The sequence below is a fragment of the Leucobacter fengyongliangi genome, assembly GCF_052386045.1.
In genome coordinates this window covers 832,731-850,466 of record NZ_CM126356.1, presented here as the reverse complement: position 1 = coordinate 850,466, position 17,736 = coordinate 832,731, and the positions used below count along the sequence as shown (strand labels likewise).

The window sequence follows — 17,736 nt, the reverse complement described above, 5'->3', positions numbered from 1 at the left end:
CCCCACCATAAGCAACACGTCTTACAGCGAAGGGTCAGAAACCAAGCCCACCCACACCCCCGAAAGAGCATGACCGGTCTAGGCCTCCAGGACCCAATAATGTGCACAAAACGGACACCCACCACCATGACAGAACCTTCCAACAAACCCGAAGACTTGCGTACTACCCCCACCACACCAGCAGACACCCTGTTATCAAATGTTCCACCCATGAGCACCCAGCACCACACACTCGGTGATGATCTGGGCAATCTACGAAACCAAAGGTTCCGAGAGCTCCTTAGAAAGGAGGTGATCCAGCCGCACCTTCCGGTACGGCTACCTTGTTACGACTTAGTCCTAATCACCAGTCCCACCTTCGACGGCTCCCTCCACAAGGGTTAGGCCACCGGCTTCGGGTGTTACCGACTTTCATGACTTGACGGGCGGTGTGTACAAGGCCCGGGAACGTATTCACCGCAGCGTTGCTGATCTGCGATTACTAGCGACTCCGACTTCATGGGGTCGAGTTGCAGACCCCAATCCGAACTGAGACCGGCTTTTTGGGATTCGCTCCACCTCGCGGTATCGCAGCCCTTTGTACCGGCCATTGTAGCATGCGTGAAGCCCAAGACATAAGGGGCATGATGATTTGACGTCATCCCCACCTTCCTCCGTGTTGACCACGGCAGTATCCCATGAGTTCCCACCATAACGTGCTGGCAACATAGGACGAGGGTTGCGCTCGTTGCCGGACTTAACCGAACATCTCACGACACGAGCTGACGACAACCATGCACCACCTGTAAACGAGTGTCCAAAGAGTTGACCATTTCTGGCCCGTTCTCGAATATGTCAAGCCTTGGTAAGGTTCTTCGCGTTGCATCGAATTAATCCGCATGCTCCGCCGCTTGTGCGGGCCCCCGTCAATTCCTTTGAGTTTTAGCCTTGCGGCCGTACTCCCCAGGCGGGGAACTTAATGCGTTAGCTACGACACAGAACCCGTGGAACAGGCCCTACATCTAGTTCCCAACGTTTACGGCATGGACTACCAGGGTATCTAATCCTGTTCGCTCCCCATGCTTTCGCTCCTCAGCGTCAGTTACGGCCCAGAGATCTGCCTTCGCCATTGGTGTTCCTCCTGATATCTGCGCATTCCACCGCTACACCAGGAATTCCAATCTCCCCTACCGCACTCTAGCCTGCCCGTACCCACTGCAAGCCCGAGGTTGAGCCTCGGGTTTTCACAGCAGACGCGACAAGCCGCCTACGAGCTCTTTACGCCCAATAATTCCGGACAACGCTTGCACCCTACGTATTACCGCGGCTGCTGGCACGTAGTTAGCCGGTGCTTTTTCTGCAGGTACCGTCACTTGCGCTTCTTCCCTACTAAAAGAGGTTTACAACCCGAAGGCCGTCATCCCTCACGCGGCGTTGCTGCATCAGGCTTGCGCCCATTGTGCAATATTCCCCACTGCTGCCTCCCGTAGGAGTCTGGGCCGTGTCTCAGTCCCAGTGTGGCCGGTCACCCTCTCAGGCCGGCTACCCGTCGTCGCCTTGGTGAGCCATTACCTCACCAACTAGCTGATAGGCCGCGAGTCCATCCATCACCAATAAATCTTTCCAACAACTGACCATGCGGCCGCTGTTCATATCCAGTATTAGACGCCGTTTCCAGCGCTTATCCCAGAGTGATGGGCAGGTTACTCACGTGTTACTCACCCGTTCGCCACTCTTCCACCCAGCAAGCTGGGCTTCATCGTTCGACTTGCATGTGTTAAGCACGCCGCCAGCGTTCGTCCTGAGCCAGGATCAAACTCTCCGTAAAATACTGATGTCACAAACCAGCGGAATAAGCCAGCAAGCAACGAGTTTGACCTGACAAACAAAAACAAACCATCAACCAACCCCCCGAAAGAGGCCAGTACTGACAATCCGAATTATTCATCCAAAAGAATCACACCACCGAAACCCATACAGGCCCCGATGACGGGATATAAAATTTGGCATTTGACAATTAAGTGCACACTATTGAGTTCTCAAGGACCAGACACCCCCCGTAACGACCCGCAGGCCCTCCGAAGAGCAACTTTCCTAACTTACCACACCCAAATCATCCCTGCAAATCGATGAACCAGCGAACCAGTAACGATCAACAATGATTTCCCACGCCCGAAGACCCGAGACCACACAAGGTGGTGAGAGAGGTGGTGAGCGCATTATGTCGACCGGGCCGCTTCCGCGTCCCGCATCGTCGCGCTGACAAGGGATTACATTACGCGGGTTGGCCCCTCAGCCGCAAACCCTGCAGTAATTCCGGGCGTGTCTCCGCATGATTCCGCCAATCCAGAGAAATCTGGTCGGAGTTCACCACCCGAGTCCGGAACTAGTCGTCCACGATTCCAGCGAGAGTTTTTTTTCCTCGGCGAAGTATCGCGAAGCGTCCATGCAGCAGATCACTTGCCTGCAGAGCCTGGTCCTCTGACGTCACGGCAACGTTGTTGACGTAGACGCCGCCTTGGGAGATCGCCCGCCGGGCCTCGCTCGAGCTTGTCACCAGCCCAGAGTCGATGAGCAACTGAGCGATGCCTGATCCACCCGTACCTCGTGCGCTGGGGAGCTCCGCGATAGCTGCTTGCAGCGTGCCCGCGTCAAGCGAAGAGAGTTCACCTCTTCCGAAGAGCGCCTCGGAGGCATCGATTGCAGCTTGAGTCGCCGCGGTGCCGTGCACCAGAGTGGTGACCTCGAGCGCCAATCGTTTCTGCGCCGCACGCCGGAACGGTTCATCCGACACCAGCCGTTCAAGCTCCTCGATTTCGGTGCGCGTGAGGAAGGTGAAGACCCTCAGCCTGTCGATCACGTCTGCGTCGGCCTGGTTAAGCCAGAACTGGTAGAACCGGTACGGTGAGCACATTTCTGGGTCGAGCCAGATCGCATTCCCCTCGCTCTTCCCGAACTTCGTGCCGTCTGAATTCGTGATCAGCGGCGTTCCGATCGCGTGAGCGGAGGCACCTTCGACCTTCCGAATCAGATCGGTGCCGCTGGTGAGGTTGCCCCACTGATCGCTGCCCCCGGTCTGGAGCACGCACTCGTACTGCCGAAATAATTCCAGAAAGTCAAAGCCCTGCAACACCTGGTAGCTGAATTCGGTGTAACTGATGCCGGCCTCGCTGTTGAGTCGCGCCGCCACCGCGTCCTTCTTGAGCATCGTGCCCACTCGGAAGTGCTTCCCCACTTCACGCAGAAAATCGATCGCGGAAAGAGGCGCCGTCCAATCGAGGTTGTTCACGAGTCGCACCGCGTTCTCGCCCTCCCCGGAGAGGAATCTACTGACTTGACCCTGCAACCGCGTCACCCACTCGGCAACGGTGTCACGGCTATTCAGCGTGCGCTCGGCTGTGGGCCTGGGGTCTCCGATGAGCCCGGTAGATCCACCCACGAGCCCGAGCGGCCTATGCCCCGCGAGTTGCAAACGGCGCAACAGCAGCAGCTGAACCAGGTTTCCGAGGTGCAGGCTCGGTGCCGTCGGATCAAACCCGCAGTAGTACGTGATGGGTGTGCCCGCGAGGAGTTCGGCGAGCGCATGCTCGTCTGTCGAGACGTGGATCAGGCCGCGCCATTGGAGCTCCTCCCACAGGGTCGCGAAACTCTCATCGTTTCGCTGGGAAGCAAGGATCTCGGTGCGTTCACTCGTTGCTGACACGCCTGTCATCGTATCGCGCCTCGGAATCAGTTCTGCTCGCTACGCGTCGACTGCACGGAACTCGGCAATTCGCTCGGAGAGGAGCGCGAGTTGCTCGTCGACGCGCACACGAGCGGTTCCCCCCACCCCTACCCTGGAGTTGACGGATCCCTCGATCGTGAGGACCTCGCGCACATCTGGTGTGAGGTGCGGTGATACCGCCGCCAGTTCCTCGTCGCTTGGCTCATGCAACTCGATGCCACGATCCTCGCAATACCTCACCAATTCGCCGGAGATTTCGTGTGCATCGCGGAAGATCACGCCCTGCTTGACGAGCCACTCAGCGACGTCGGTCGCGAGCGAGAATCCCTGCGGTGCAAGGTCGGCCATCCGATCCACATCGAAGCGCATCGTTGCGACCATGCCGGTGAACGCTGGCAGGAGCACCTCGAGCTGATTCACGGAGTCAAATACCGGCTCCTTGTCTTCCTGCAGGTCGCGGTTGTAGGCGAGCGGCAGGCCCTTGAGCGTCACGAGCAGCCCGGTGAGATTGCCGATGAGGCGCCCCGACTTCCCGCGTGCCAACTCGGCAATATCAGGATTCTTCTTCTGCGGCATGATCGAGGAACCGGTCGAGTAGCCATCGTGCAGACGCACGAAGCCGAACTCCTTGGTGTTCCAGAGAATGATCTCCTCGCTCAGTCGCGAGAGGTCAATGCCGATCTGAGCACAGATGAATGCGAACTCGGCCACCACATCGCGCGCGGCTGTGCCGTCAATCGAGTTTTCGAGTGGATCACCCAGTTCGAGCTCGGTCGCAATCAGCCGGGGATCGAGGCCCAGCGAACTCCCCGCGAGCGCGCCACCGCCATATGGCGAGCGACGCGCACGCACCGCCCAGTCGCGCAGACGCTCGAGGTCGCGCACGATCGGCCACGCGTGCGCGGCGAGCTGATGGGCGAGCAGCACTGGCTGCGCGTGCTGCAGGTGCGTGCGACCCGGCAGAATGGCTGCGGGATGAGCGAGCGCCTGAGACAGGATGGCCTGGGCCAAGTCAAGGAGCTGCCGACGGATGACCGCGGCATGGTCGAGCAGGTAGAGCCGGACCAAGGTAGCAATCTGGTCGTTCCGGCTACGTCCCGCGCGAAGCTTGCCACCGAGTTGCACCCCGGTGATCTCGATGAGCCCGCGTTCAAGCGCGGAGTGCACATCTTCGTCGTCGTGCGCAGGCACGAACCTGCCATCAGCAACGCGCGCGGCGAGTTCATCAAGCGCCTCACGCATGGCCACAAGCTCAGCGTCGTCAAGGTAACCGGCCGACGCGAGCGCCGCAGCGTGCGCTTTCGAACCACGAATGTCGTACGGTGCAAGCACCCAGTCGAACTGAGTGGACTTGCTCAGGAGCTGCAATTCCGGCGAGGGACCGCTTTCAAACCGGCCGCCCCACAGCGCTCCGGCCTCCGCCGCTCGGTTTTCAGTCTCGCTCATTTGCTCTCCTTCAACAACCAGGCCATCAAAGCTTTCTGCGCGTGCAGTCGGTTTTCCGCTTCGTCCCACACCACGCTCTGCGGGCCATCAATGACTTCCGCAGCTACCTCGAACTCGCGGTAGGCCGGCAGACAGTGCAGAAAGATCGCGTCGGACTTCGCGTGCGCCATGAGCGTCGGATCCACTCGATACCTACCGAAGATTTCAATGCGCCCCGCCTTCTCGGCCTCTTGACCCATCGATACCCAGGTGTCAGTAATCACCGCATCAGCACCGCTTACCGCAGCCACCGGATCGGTGGTTACCGTGACGCTGCCCCCGGTCTCTGCTGCGATGCGCTCGGCATCGGCGACAATCTCGGCGCGGGGCAGAAAGCCCTCTGGCCCAGCGACACGAATGTGCATGCCGGCGGTCGCGAAACCCAGCAGGTAGGAGTGCCCCATGTTGTTCCCTGCGTCGCCGACGTATGCCGCGGTCAAACCTGCAAGCTCCCTCCTGCGCTCTCGAATCGTCTGGAGGTCGGCGAGTATCTGGCAGGGATGAAAATCGTCGGAGAGGGAGTTGATTACCGGCACGGTCGCGCTTGCCGCCATCTCTTCAAGCCCTGCGTGGGCGAATGTGCGCCAGACGATGAGATCCACCATGCGTGACAGAACCCGCGAGGTGTCGGAAATCGATTCCTTGGCACCGAGTTGGGCCTCGCCCGGATTCACGATGATCGCGTTGCCGCCCAGCTCTGCGATCCCCGCGGCGAAGCTGAAGCGTGTGCGGGTTGAGGTCTTGTCAAAGAAGACGGCGGCCGATCTTGGCCCCTCAAGCGGACGCTCGGCGAATGGATCGAGCTTCAGACGGGCCGCGAGGTCGAGAACCTCACGTTGCTCGGCAGGCGTCAGATCGTCATCACGCAGAAAGTGTCTCGTCACCCGCCTAGTCTAACGAGGACGGGGTGGGGCTTCCGCCCCACCCCGTCCTCGTTAGCGAATTGCTGTCGCGACTACTTCGCGAGCTGCTGCTTCAACCGTGAGGCCGAGCGCGCGCGGGTATTCGCGTCAAGATCCACCTTGCGGATTCGCACCACCTCGGGAGTCACCTCGACGCACTCGTCTTCGCGAGCGAATTCTAGGCATTCCTCGAGGGTGAGCTGACGCGGCGGAGTCATCGATTCGAAGCTGTCGGAGCTTGCCGCACGCATGTTGGTGAGCTTCTTTTCCTTCGTAATGTTAACGTCCATGTCTTCGTTGCGCGAGTTCTCGCCGATGACCATGCCCTCGTACACCTCTTGCGTGGGCTGCACGAAGAATGACATGCGCTCCTGCAGGTTGATGAGCGAGAAGGGCGTGACGACACCCGAGCGGTCAGCCACGATCGACCCATTGTTGCGGGTGACGATCGGGCCAGCCCACTCGTCGTAGCCGTGCGAGATCGCGTTGGCGATGCCGGTACCACGGGTCGTGGTCATGAACTCGGAGCGGAACCCGATGAGACCACGCGAGGGAACGATGAATTCCATGCGCACCCAGCCGGTGCCGTGGTTCGTCATGTTCTCCATACGGCCCTTACGGGCGGCGAGCAGCTGCGTGATCGCGCCGAGGTGCTCCTCGGGGGTGTCGATGGTGAGGTGCTCGTAGGGCTCGTGTACCTTCCCGTTGACCTCTTTGGTGACCACCTGGGGCTTGCCAACGGTGAGCTCGAAGCCCTCGCGACGCATGTTCTCGACGAGGATCGCGAGCGCGAGTTCGCCACGACCCTGCACCTCCCACGCGTCCGGGCGTCCCACGTCGAGCACGCGCAACGAAACGTTACCGATGAGTTCGCGATCGAGACGATCCTTGATCATGCGGGCGGTGAGCTTGTGGCCCTTTACCTTGCCGACGAGCGGCGAGGTGTTGGCACCAATCGTCATCGAGATGGCGGGCTCGTCAACCGAAATGGTCGGGAGCGGGCGTACATCTTCAGCGTCACAGATCGTCTCACCGATGGTGATGTTCTCGATGCCCGCGATGGCCACGATGTCGCCGGGGCCAGCCTTCTCAGCGGGGAAGCGCGTCAGCGCCTTGGTGAGCATCATCTCGGTGATGCGCACGTTCTGCACCGTGCCATCCTGCTTCACCCACGCGACGGTCTCGCCCTTGTGGATCCAGCCATTGTGCACGCGCAGCAGCGCGATACGGCCAAGGAACGGCGAGGAGTCGAGGTTCGTGACGTGCGCCTGCAGCGGGTGCTCATCGTCGAAGCTCGGTGCGGGCACACGTTCGAGGATGGTCTCAAACAGCGGCTCGAGATCCGGGTTGTCGGGAAGTTCACCGTTGCCTGGCCTGTTGTGGCTCGCAGCCCCGGCACGGCCCGAGAGGTACACCGTCGGGACATCGAGTACGGCATCCACATCGATATCGGGATGATCTTCGGAGAGGTCAGAGGCAAGCCCGAGAAGCAGATCCTGCGCCTCGACCACAACCTCATCGATACGCGCGTCGGGGCGGTCGGTCTTGTTGACCGCGAGGATCACGGGGAGCTTGGCTTCGAGTGCCTTACGCAGCACGAAGCGAGTCTGCGGCAGCGGCCCCTCGGACGCATCGACGAGCAACACCACGCCGTCGACCATCGAGAGCGCGCGTTCGACCTCGCCACCAAAGTCGGCGTGACCCGGAGTATCAACGACATTGATAATGATGGGCCCGTTCTTCGCGTGGGCACCAACGTAGGTGATGGCCGTGTTCTTAGCCAGAATCGTGATGCCCTTTTCGCGCTCGAGATCATTCGAGTCCATAACCCGATCGTCCATCTCGGAGTGTGCGTCAAAGGAGTTCGTCTGACGCAGCATGGCGTCGACGAGGGTCGTCTTGCCATGGTCGACGTGAGCGACGATGGCAACGTTGCGGAGGTCTTCGCGAGTGGCGAGAGCCATAGAGGTAGTTCCTAACGAACGAAATACGAAATGCCGGCGGCGCGGATGCCAGGCGCGACACGATGGGCCGAGCGCAAGAAAGCCGACACACTATTCTAACGGATCAGTCTGTGGGGTCACCAAGCCGGGTTCGCGAGGCGAGTCCGGCGATCGCCTCGAGCACGCAGAGAGCCGCGAGTCGCACAGTTCGACCGTCTGCGGAGTCCGCTTGAACGTCCACCTCAGCGATGTCGATGCCGCGCACCCGATCGTCCGCGGCGAACAAGCGGGCGAAGCGTCGCAACTCGTGCGCTTGCAGCCCACCAGGCAACGAGGCGGGGCACCCCGGGGCGACCGAGCGATCGCAGACATCGACATCAAGGTCGACGTGGATCGCGCCGCCCCCCGCCCCCGCAATCTCGAGCGCCTCCGCAACCACTGCGCTGATCGGCCGATCGTGCAGTTCGTCTCGATGCACCACCGTGATTCCGAGATCCTTCGCGCGCTCACGGTAAGCCCGGGAGTTGGCAAAATCCGCGATGCCGACCTGCACGATGCGATGCGGATCAAGCCCGGCCTCGATCAGGCGCCGCACCGGCGAGCCATTACTTCGCCCCTCGCGCAGATCGTGGTGTGCGTCGAGCGTCACGAGTCCGGCGGTGCGGAGCCCGGCAACTCCCCCGGACACCCCAATGGCCGCGGGCACGGTCAGCGCGTTATCGCCCCCGAGCGCAATCACGAGCCGAGCATGCGTGGCGAGTACCGTCACAGCTTCGGTGGCATCCTTTTCGCCGGCAACGGAGTCGGGCCCCGTGAGATCCCCGGCATCGACGATACGCAGCACCTCGTCGAGCACGAGTTCGCGCTCTGCACCGCGAGCCCCGGGCGATGCCGGATCCACCAGATGGCTTGAATAGCGGCGCAACGCACGCCGCACCGCAGCGGGAGTCTCGTGCGCCTGTGACGGCGAGAGCGAGGTGCGCGACGTGGGAATGCCGACGAGCGCGAGGTCGACTTGCTCGCCCGGACGCGGCGGGGGCCATCCTCCGGTGCGCGGCCACAGCGGATCATGCGAAAGGTCTGACGACTTGATGTTCATGGGCTCCCGCCTGATTGTCTCCCAGCGGTGCCCTCCCCGCAAGACCGACTCTGCTCGCGCAGGGGACAGAAAATGTCGGCCTGCTTCGGCTTTCCAGCACCTCCACCCCATTCTTCACGGCTGCCGGCCCGACCTCGAGGACCCACGACGGCGAGCGTCTGGTATTCCAGACAAATGAGACTCATTCGGGGTGCCCTCCGGGCCGCAGGTGCGCTGGAATCATGGAATGGACGCACGCTCAGACCACACGATTGCCCTCGGTGAGGGCACGCTCACCATCGGCGATGTCGTCGCCGTCGCGCGCGAGGATGCCCCGGTGACACTCGACCCCAGCGCGCTGGAGCGGATCGCCGAGAGTCGCCGCATGATCGATGAACTCGCACGCGACACGCGCCCGCACTACGGCGTCTCGACGGGATTCGGGGCACTTGCCAAGGTGCAGATCCCATCGGAAAACCGGGCACAGCTCCAACGCAGCCTGATCCGCTCGCACGCCGCTGGCACCGGCCCGGAGGTGGAGCGTGAGGTGGTGCGCGCACTGATGCTTCTCCGTCTGAACACCCTCGTAACCGGGCGGACCGGCGTGCGCCCCGTTGTCGCAGAAACGTACGCGGCCATCCTCAACGCAGGCATCACTCCGGTGGTGCACGAGTATGGCTCACTCGGCTGCTCGGGCGACCTCAGTCCCCTCGCGCACTGCGCGCTCACACTTATCGGCGAGGGGATGGTGCGCATGGGTGCAGATCGTTCCGCCGCCCCCGAGCCAGCGGCGGCGGCACTTGAGCGTGCCGGGATCACCCCGGTGGTGCTCAGAGAAAAAGAAGGACTCGCCCTCATCAACGGCACCGACGGGATGCTGGGTATGTTGTGCCTGGCGCTGCACGACCTGAGCTCGCTGCTGAAGATCGCCGACCTCGCTGCAGCGGCGAGCGTCGAGGCGCTCATGGGTTCGGACGCGGTGTTCGCGCCCGAGCTACAGGCGCTGCGTCCGCACCACGGTCAGGCCGTGGCCGCCGCGAACATCGCCCGGGTACTCGTCGAGTCGGGCCTGATCCAGCGCCCGCACGAGGGCGAGTTCACCCGCGTGCAAGACTCCTATTCGCTGCGCTGCGCCCCGCAGGTGCACGGCGCGGTGCGAGACACGGCGGCGCACGCCGCCATGGTGGCCGAGATCGAACTGCGATCCGCGATCGACAACCCGGTTGTGCTGCCCGATGGCCGGGTCGAGTCGAACGGCAACTTCCACGGCGCCCCCGTCGGGTACGTGCTCGACTTCTTGGCAATCGCGGTGGCGGATCTCGCGAGCATCTCGGAGCGCCGCACCGACCGTTTTCTCGACGTGTCGCGCAGCCACGGGCTGCCGCCGTTTCTCGCAGCCAACCCCGGCCTCGACTCGGGCCTCATGATCGCGCAATACACGGCGGCTGGCATCGTGAGCGAACTGAAGCGCCTCGCTGCACCGGCTTCGGTGGACTCAATTCCTTCGTCGGCCATGCAGGAGGACCACGTCTCGATGGGCTGGCACGCCGGGCGAAAGTTGAGGCGCTCTCTCGACGGGCTCAGCCGCGTGCTCGGTATCGAGCTGCTCGCCTCGACGCGCGCGCTCGATTTTCGAGCTGCGGACGGCGCAGGCACGCCCGCTCCCGCAACCTCCGCGATCCACCGGTTGTTTCGCACACGCATTCCCGCGCCTGCGACCGACACCTTTCTGTCTCCACTCATCGATGCTGCGCACCACTTCGTGGTGTCCGGTGCCGTGCTAGAAGCCGCGGAGGCTGCGCTCGCTGAGCCGCTGGAATGAGCAGCGATCGAGGTGCCTCACAAGGGACAGGGTTCAGCTCAGTCGGATATCTCACTCCAGCGCTCTGTGTCAAGCTGTGTGGAGTCACTCGGACGTTAGTTGTGTGGTTTGTTTCGGGAGATTGATTCCCACGAGGTCCGCTGGTGCCGGCGTAACCGGGCGCCCGCGGAACCGTTCCGGGTGCGTGTCGTAATAGTGTTGCAACGCGAGGTCGCGGGTCTTCCACACCTCACGCCATGACCCGTCACCGACCTGAGCGGGTGAGAACAACGCGATCCCGGAGTGCTTGTGCTCGGTGTTGTACCAGGCCACATACTCGGCGAGATACGTGCGGGCGGCAGCAAGATCAGCGAAGACTCTGGGATAGCCGGGCCGGTACTTCATCGTGCGGAACCCGGCCTCGGAGAACGGGTTATCGTTCGAGACGTACGGCCGGTTATGCGACAACGTGACTCCGTGGTGGGTGAGCGCGTTCAGGAGCGCGTGTGAACGCATCGCTGACCCCGAGTCCGCATGCACCACCTCCGGGGCTCCGTAATGGGCGATCGCGGTCTCAAACATCTCGACCGCGAGGTGATCAGCCTCTCGTTCCTCGACCCGCCACCCCACGATCTCACGCGAGAAAATATCGGTGATCTTGTATGCCTTGAACGTTTTCCCCCACCACGGCGAGTACAAGTCAGTGATGTCCCACGACCACGCTTGCCCGGGCCGGGTCGCCGTCACGACGGGTTTCTCGCGTGGGGCCCGTTTCCCGCGCCGGGTCGGGACCTGCGGGCGCAGCATCTGCTCCTCGATGCCGGCAGCGATCCGCCACCACGTGCGACGCGACGCGAGCATCACTCCCGCATCCCACGCCGACGCGTACGCATGATCCACGGACACGCTCTTCGCCCACCCCGCAAGAATGTACCCCACGATGCGTTCCCGATCGGTCGGACTGATGCGTGCCCGGTACGCCCGCTCGGCCTGCGGAACCGGGGCCATCACCACTTGGCGGGGCTGTTGCCGGTAATGCCACGTCGCCCGGGACACCCCCGCAAGGCTCAGGGCCTTACGCTGTGACCCCGTGATGCGGGTGAGCTCGGTCACGAGGAGGTTCTCGGCGGTGATGAACTCTCTCGCCCGGTCGCCGGCAACGTATCGGGCTCTTGCTCGTTCAGCTTGTGCAAGAGCCCGATAGCTTTTCCCAACGCGTCATTCGTTCCCTCGAGTTCACGAATCCGGGCGTTGAGCGCGGCGAGTTCTGCGTCGTGTTGTTCTTTCGGGATGCTGCGCTGCTGGTGGGAGATCTCCCGGCGGGCCTTCGCGTCTGGTGTCATACCGCTACTCTCTCGCGGAATCATGCCGCGGTCGAGATCGCCCCCGAACACGGCATCTTGCCAGCGCATGATCTGATGCTTGGAAAAGGTTTGCTCTTTCAACCATCTCGTTTTCGTGCCATGGGGAAGGTTCTGGTACTCGTGCACATACTCACGGATTTCCGTGAGAGTGAAGCCCGGCGTGATCGACATGATGGGTGACCTTTCTGTCAACCGAGTGACTCACACACAGCCTGGCAAAGAGGGCAGTCGGGCCAAAGAGGGCCCAGCCCTCCGACGCAACTGACATATCCGACCTCGGTGGCCTCGCGATAGGCTGCCGCTGTGAGTCAGCCAAAGGTGCCCGCAGCGGATCAGACGCTGCGAATCCTGTCCCTCCTGGCCGGGGCGCGGGGACCACTGCCCGCGAGCATGATCGCGACGCAGCTGGGGCTGCCCCGATCCACCGTGTACCACCTGCTCGACACACTGCAGGAGCACGGCTTCGTCATGCACGTGCCGGAGGAGCACCGGTACGGGCTTGGGATCGCGGCTTTCGAGCTGAGCTCGGCGTACTCCCGGCAGGAACCGCTTACCCGGATCGGTCGTCCGCTGCTGACCGCCCTGGTTGATCGCGTGCACGTCAGCGGCCACCTGGCTGTGCCCCACGGCCGCGACGTGCTCTACGTCGTCGAGGAACGCGCCCAAGGCGCCCCAGCCCTGGTCACCGGTGTCAACGTGCGGCTGCCCATGCACTTGACGGCGAGTGGCCGGGCGATCCTTGCGGCACTCCCGCGCGCGCAGGTGCGGGCGCTCTACCCCGACCGTGACGCTTTTGTGCATCGGCATGACAACAGCGATGCGATCAACGCCGCCAGGCCGATCGACGGAGATCACGAGATCGACATCGACCGCTACTCGAGGCTGCGTGCGGTGCTCGATGCCACGACCACACGCGGATTCGCCCTTGAACGCGGATCCGTCACGCCGGGCTTCTCTTCTGTCGCAATGCCCGTGAATGATCACCGCGGGTGGCCGGTCGCCGCGGTCGCGGTGACGTTTCGCGACGACGAGGCGACAGCGGATCGCCTCGCCGAGCTCGCCTCGCACGTGCGCGTGGCGGCCGAGACGCTCTCGACGCGTATCTACGGCCGCGCCGCGCACTAAAAGGCACCCGAGGCATCTGCAGGACAGCCTGTACAAGCTGCGCGGCCCCCTATCGGACGCGGATGCCGGCCCTCCACACGGCCGAGGTCAGCGGAACACCGGGGCGATAGGCGAGGTGCGTTACCGAGGGGGCTTCCAGCAGCTGAAGATCAGCACGGGCACCTGGGCGGATCATCCCCACCGCGGGCTGCTTGGCGCCCCGGGGATCGATCCAGCCCGTCTCGTGCATGCTGAGCGCCCTGGCCCCGCCCAGTGTCGCGGCACGCACCGCTTCTGCCACGGTCAGCCCCATCTGCAGCACTGCGGTGGCCACACAGAACCCCATCGAGGTGGTGAAGGAGGTGCCGGGGTTGCAGTTGGAGGCAATCGCCACCACCGCGCCCGCATCGATCAGTTGCCGCGCCGGGGCGAGTGGCATGCGCGTTGACAGGTCGCAGGCCGGCAGCACCGTCGCAACCGTGCCGCGACGCCCATCTCCCCACGACTGTGCCAGCGCGTCAACGTCGGCACCAGAAAGAAAGCCCACGTGGTCAACGCTGAGCGATCCGTACTCGACCGCGAGCCGCACCCCCGGGCCGTGTCCCAACTGGTTCCCGTGCACGCGGGTTGCGAGGCCGGCGTCGGCCGCGGATTCGAGCACTCGTCTGGCGGCGGTCTCGTCGAACGCGCCGGCCTCGCAGAACACATCGACCGCGCTCACGTGTGGTGCCACGGCTGCGAGCATCGGCCCGGTTACAAGCTCGAGATAGGTCTGCGGATCCACTCCCGTCGGCACCACGTGTGCACCGAGGAACGTGACGGCGTCAGCGTGTTTCGCTGCGATGCGGGCCGACCGAAGCTCGTCCTGGGTGGTGAGACCGTAGCCGGTCTTCGTCTCGATGATCGTGGTGCCACCGCTTCGGGCCTCTGCGATCAGTCGAGTGAGATTCGCCTCAAGCTCTGTGTCGCTTGCCAGTCGAGTCGCCTCCACTGTGCGGTTGATGCCTCCCGCGGCATACGTCTCCCCTGCCATGCGGGCCTCAAACTCAGCGGTGCGATCGCCGGCGAAGACCATGTGCGTGTGCGAATCAACCCAACCGGGCAAGACCGCGCGCCCCGCCGCGTCGAAACGCGTGTCGGCGGCCGGCGCGTCGGACGCGAGTCCAACCCAGACCACAACATCGCCCTCGATGACCACTGCGGCATCGGAAATCCGCCCGTTGGCACTCGCCTCGGCACCCGCACCAGCACCGGAACCGGAACCGGAACGGAAACCGGACCCGAGCCGTTCGTCGTTGGTCGTGAGCTCGCCGATGTTGTCGATCAGCAGCGTGTGACTCATGCGGCTCTCCCTCGGCACAGTGGTGGCGGGCTACAGGGCCCGGTCGGTATTGCGGATCACGGGTTCCATCGGCACTCGCACGCCTCGTTCGCGCGCAACCTCCGCCGCGCGCTCATACCCAGCATCAACGTGCCGGATCACGCCCATGCCCGGGTCGTTCGTCAAGAGGCGCTGCAGCTTCTGGGCGGCGAGCGCCGTGCCGTCGGCGACCGACACCTGCCCGGAGTGCACGGAGCGACCAATTCCGACTCCACCACCGTGGTGCAGCGACACCCAGGTGGCCCCCGACGAAGACGCAAGCAGGGCATTCAGTATCGGCCAATCGGCGATGGCATCCGAGCCATCAGCCATGGCCTCAGTCTCGCGGTACGGGGAGGCAACCGAACCGGAGTCGAGGTGATCGCGCCCGATCACGATGGGGGCGCTCAGCTTCCCCTCGGCAACGAGCTCGTTGAACCGCACCGCGGCCTTCGCGCGATCTCCGTACCCGAGCCAACAGATGCGGGCAGGCAGCCCCTCGAACTCGACCCGCTCTTGTGCCGCGCGGATCCACCTGTGCAGGTGCGCATCGCCCGGAAAAAGCTCGAGAATCGCCTCGTCGGTCACGCGGATGTCTTCGGGATCGCCCGAGAGCGCCGCCCAACGAAATGGACCCATGCCCTCGCAGAAGAGAGGCCGAATGTAGGCGGGCACGAAACCCGGGAATTCGAACGCACGGTCGTACCCGCCGAGCCTCGCCTCATCGCGGATCGAGTTACCGTAGTCGAAGACCTCGGCTCCCGCGTCTTGGAAACCGACCATCGCGGCGACCTGCGTCGCCATGGAGTGGCGGGCGGCGAGAGTGAATGCCTCGGGGTCTGCGTCGGCCCGGGCATGCCAGTCGGCAACGGAAACTCCCACCGGAAGGTACGACAGCGGATCGTGCGCGCTCGTCTGATCGGTGACCACATCGATCGTAACCTCGCCCGCCAGGTGTCGGCGGAGCACCTCGGGAAAGACCTCGGCAGCGTTGCCGACAAGCCCAACGGACCAGCCGCGCCGCTCTGCCTGGGCGCGCTGCACCGTCGCGAGTGCCTGGTCGAGGTCGGTCGCCATTTCGTCGAGATATCGCTTACCGTGTCGCCGCCGTAGACGTGTCTCGTCGACATCGACGATCAGGCATGCGCCGCCGTTGAGTGTCACCGCGAGCGGCTGCGCTCCCCCCATGCCGCCGCAGCCACCAGTGAGCGTGATCGTGCCCGCGAGGGTGCCCTCCGCCGCGCCATCCGGCTGCGCGGGGAGGCGACCTTGGGCGGCAAGCTTTCTCGCAACCGCGGCGAAGGTTTCGAACGTGCCCTGCAGGATGCCCTGAGTGCCAATGTAGATCCACGACCCCGCGGTCATCTGCCCGTACATCGTGAGCCCCTCGGCCTCGAGGCGGCGAAACTCCGGCCAGTTGGCCCAGTCACCCACGAGGTTCGAGTTCGCAATAAGCACGCGCGGTGCCCAAACGTGTGTGCGAAAGACCCCCACCGGCTTTCCCGATTGCACGAGGAGCGTCTCGTCATCCTCGAGGTCGCGCAGCGTGTCGATGATGGCCTCGAACGCCTCCCAGCTTCGCGCCGCTCGGCCGGTTCCGCCGTAGACCACCAGGTCGTCGGGCCGTTCGGCCACCTCGGGGTCGAGGTTATTCATGAGCATCCTCAGCGGAGCCTCGGTCTGCCAGCTCTTGGCCGAGATCTCGGTACCGCGTGGCGAACGGACGGGACGGGTGCCAGGAAGTGCCATGGGAGTGCCTTTCGAGAGATTTCGAGAGCAGATCGCTGGTTCCATCTCACCTCGCTGACCCGCGCAAGGCAACGCGCGCGGAGCCACCCTTGTCCGGGATTCCAGACGCGGCTACCCGAAGTTCTTGCGCACCTCGAGGTACCGTCGTGCGGGAACGGCCTTGAAATGTCCCACCACCTCTGAGAACGGCACCAGCACGATCTCGTCGCCCCGAAGCGCGGCAAGCATGCCCCACTGCCCTGCATCGATTGCATCAGCGCCAGCGAACCCCGTGCGGGTGGCGAGCACCCGGTCAAACGCTGTGGGAGAGCCGCCCCGTTGCACGTACCCCAGCACGGTCGCCCGGGTCTCGATGTTCGTTCGCTCTTCAATCAGCGGCGCGAGCACCTCGGCGATACCGCCCAGGCGGGGCCGCCCGAAGCGGTCGACCCCCGGGTTTGTCACCGCCTCCGCCATCCCATCAAGGCGGAAGCCTTCGGCGACGACCACCAGCGAGGACCGGCCGCGCTCCTGCACGCTCAGCACCCACTCGGCAATCTGCTCGAGCGACTCTGGATGCTCTGGGATGAGGGTGACCTGCGCCCCACCCGCCATGCCAGCGTGCAGGGCGATCCACCCGGCGTTGCGACCCATCACCTCAAGCACCATGCAGCGACGATGTGATTCGCCCGTGGTGCGCAAACGATCGATCGCCTCGGTAGCGGTCGAGACCGCGGTGTCAAATCCAAAGGAGTAGTCGGTACCCACGATGTCGTTGTCGATGGTCTTCGGGAGCCCGACAACGTGAATGCCCTGGTCATGCAACATCTTCGACACCCGATGTGTGCCGTCGCCGCCGATCAGTACGAACCCTTCGATTCCGTACTCGGCCATGCGCCCACGAATCATGTCGTAATCCCCGGGTACTCCAGCCCAAGAAGTGAACGGGCTCACCCGACTCGTGCCGAGCATCACACCCCCGTGAGGCGCGATCCCGCGAACCGCACTGCGGTCAAGGTTGATCCAGTCTCCCTCGAGAAAGCCACGCCACCCATCCATGAAGCCGATCATCTCGTGACCGAGCACCTCAACACCGCGCAGCACGACCCCGCGAATCGCAGCATTCATGCCCGGACTGTCGCCGCCACTGCAAAGCACACCGATTCTCATACGGGTCAGCCTAGTTGGCGCGGTTTACGCGGAGGGGTCGGCGCGGAAAACACCCGGGATCGCCTCGATCTCCCTCCTGGCACGCTGCCGCCGATACG

12 protein-coding genes and 1 rRNA gene are annotated in these 17,736 nt (G+C 63.6%); 2 read left to right on the top strand and 11 right to left on the bottom strand.

Annotation, left to right across the window (positions count from 1 at the left end; all coding sequences use genetic code 11):
* Positions 1-284: 284 nt before the first annotated feature.
* The 6 genes from ACTNFK_RS03990 to ACTNFK_RS03965 form a co-directional block, all read right to left on the bottom strand.
* A 16S ribosomal RNA gene (locus ACTNFK_RS03990) occupies positions 285-1,807 on the bottom strand.
* Between the two features lie 558 nt (positions 1,808-2,365).
* Positions 2,366-3,691: a tyrosine--tRNA ligase gene (gene tyrS / locus ACTNFK_RS03985; RefSeq protein ID WP_433647552.1), complete on the bottom strand. Its 1,326-nt coding sequence runs from the start codon at positions 3,689-3,691 to the stop codon at positions 2,366-2,368.
* Between the two features lie 30 nt (positions 3,692-3,721).
* The gene (gene argH / locus ACTNFK_RS03980) at positions 3,722-5,149 is read right to left on the bottom strand and encodes an argininosuccinate lyase (protein WP_435937724.1); all 1,428 of its coding nucleotides are present in this window, start codon (positions 5,147-5,149) and stop codon (positions 3,722-3,724) included.
* A complete protein-coding gene (gene argF, locus ACTNFK_RS03975; RefSeq protein ID WP_435937725.1) occupies positions 5,146-6,072 on the bottom strand; it encodes an ornithine carbamoyltransferase in 927 nt (308 codons plus the stop codon). The genes argH and argF overlap by 4 nt, the downstream gene beginning before the upstream one ends.
* A 71-nt stretch (positions 6,073-6,143) precedes the next feature.
* The gene (gene typA, locus ACTNFK_RS03970) at positions 6,144-8,054 is read right to left on the bottom strand and encodes a translational GTPase TypA (protein WP_435937726.1); all 1,911 of its coding nucleotides are present in this window, start codon (positions 8,052-8,054) and stop codon (positions 6,144-6,146) included.
* 103 nt (positions 8,055-8,157) lie between these two features.
* On the bottom strand, positions 8,158-9,132 hold the full coding sequence (locus tag ACTNFK_RS03965) for an agmatinase family protein (RefSeq protein WP_433647556.1): 975 nt from the start codon (positions 9,130-9,132) through the stop codon (positions 8,158-8,160).
* Between the two features lie 226 nt (positions 9,133-9,358).
* Between ACTNFK_RS03965 and hutH the strand changes: the two genes are divergently transcribed.
* Positions 9,359-10,933, top strand: a complete 1,575-nt coding sequence (hutH, locus tag ACTNFK_RS03960; protein WP_433647557.1) for a histidine ammonia-lyase — start codon at positions 9,359-9,361, stop codon at positions 10,931-10,933.
* Between the two features lie 84 nt (positions 10,934-11,017).
* Here hutH and ACTNFK_RS03955 read toward each other — a convergent pair whose 3' ends face one another.
* Together ACTNFK_RS03955 and ACTNFK_RS03950 are read right to left on the bottom strand one after the other, a co-directional pair.
* Positions 11,018-12,025: a DDE-type integrase/transposase/recombinase gene (locus tag ACTNFK_RS03955; RefSeq protein WP_435936268.1), complete on the bottom strand. Its 1,008-nt coding sequence runs from the start codon at positions 12,023-12,025 to the stop codon at positions 11,018-11,020.
* Positions 12,022-12,447 carry a hypothetical protein gene (locus tag ACTNFK_RS03950; RefSeq protein WP_435936267.1) on the bottom strand — a complete coding sequence of 142 codons (426 nt, stop codon included), beginning with the start codon at positions 12,445-12,447 and terminating at the stop codon, positions 12,022-12,024. The genes ACTNFK_RS03955 and ACTNFK_RS03950 overlap by 4 nt, the downstream gene beginning before the upstream one ends.
* Positions 12,448-12,579: 132 nt before the next feature.
* On the opposite strand from ACTNFK_RS03950, the gene ACTNFK_RS03945 reads away from it, so the two are divergent.
* Entirely contained in the window at positions 12,580-13,401 is an 822-nt protein-coding gene (locus tag ACTNFK_RS03945) for an IclR family transcriptional regulator (protein WP_433647558.1), read from the top strand.
* Between the two features lie 49 nt (positions 13,402-13,450).
* Here ACTNFK_RS03945 and ACTNFK_RS03940 read toward each other — a convergent pair whose 3' ends face one another.
* The 3 genes from ACTNFK_RS03940 to ACTNFK_RS03930 form a co-directional block, all read right to left on the bottom strand.
* On the bottom strand, positions 13,451-14,722 hold the full coding sequence (locus tag ACTNFK_RS03940; protein WP_433647559.1) for an amidohydrolase family protein: 1,272 nt from the start codon (positions 14,720-14,722) through the stop codon (positions 13,451-13,453).
* 30 nt (positions 14,723-14,752) lie between these two features.
* Positions 14,753-16,489, bottom strand: a complete 1,737-nt coding sequence (gene hutU / locus ACTNFK_RS03935) for a urocanate hydratase (protein ID WP_433647560.1) — start codon at positions 16,487-16,489, stop codon at positions 14,753-14,755.
* Positions 16,490-16,600: 111 nt separating this feature from the next.
* On the bottom strand, positions 16,601-17,638 hold the full coding sequence (locus ACTNFK_RS03930; RefSeq protein WP_433647561.1) for a 6-phosphofructokinase: 1,038 nt from the start codon (positions 17,636-17,638) through the stop codon (positions 16,601-16,603).
* Between the last annotated feature and the right edge of the window lie 98 nt (positions 17,639-17,736).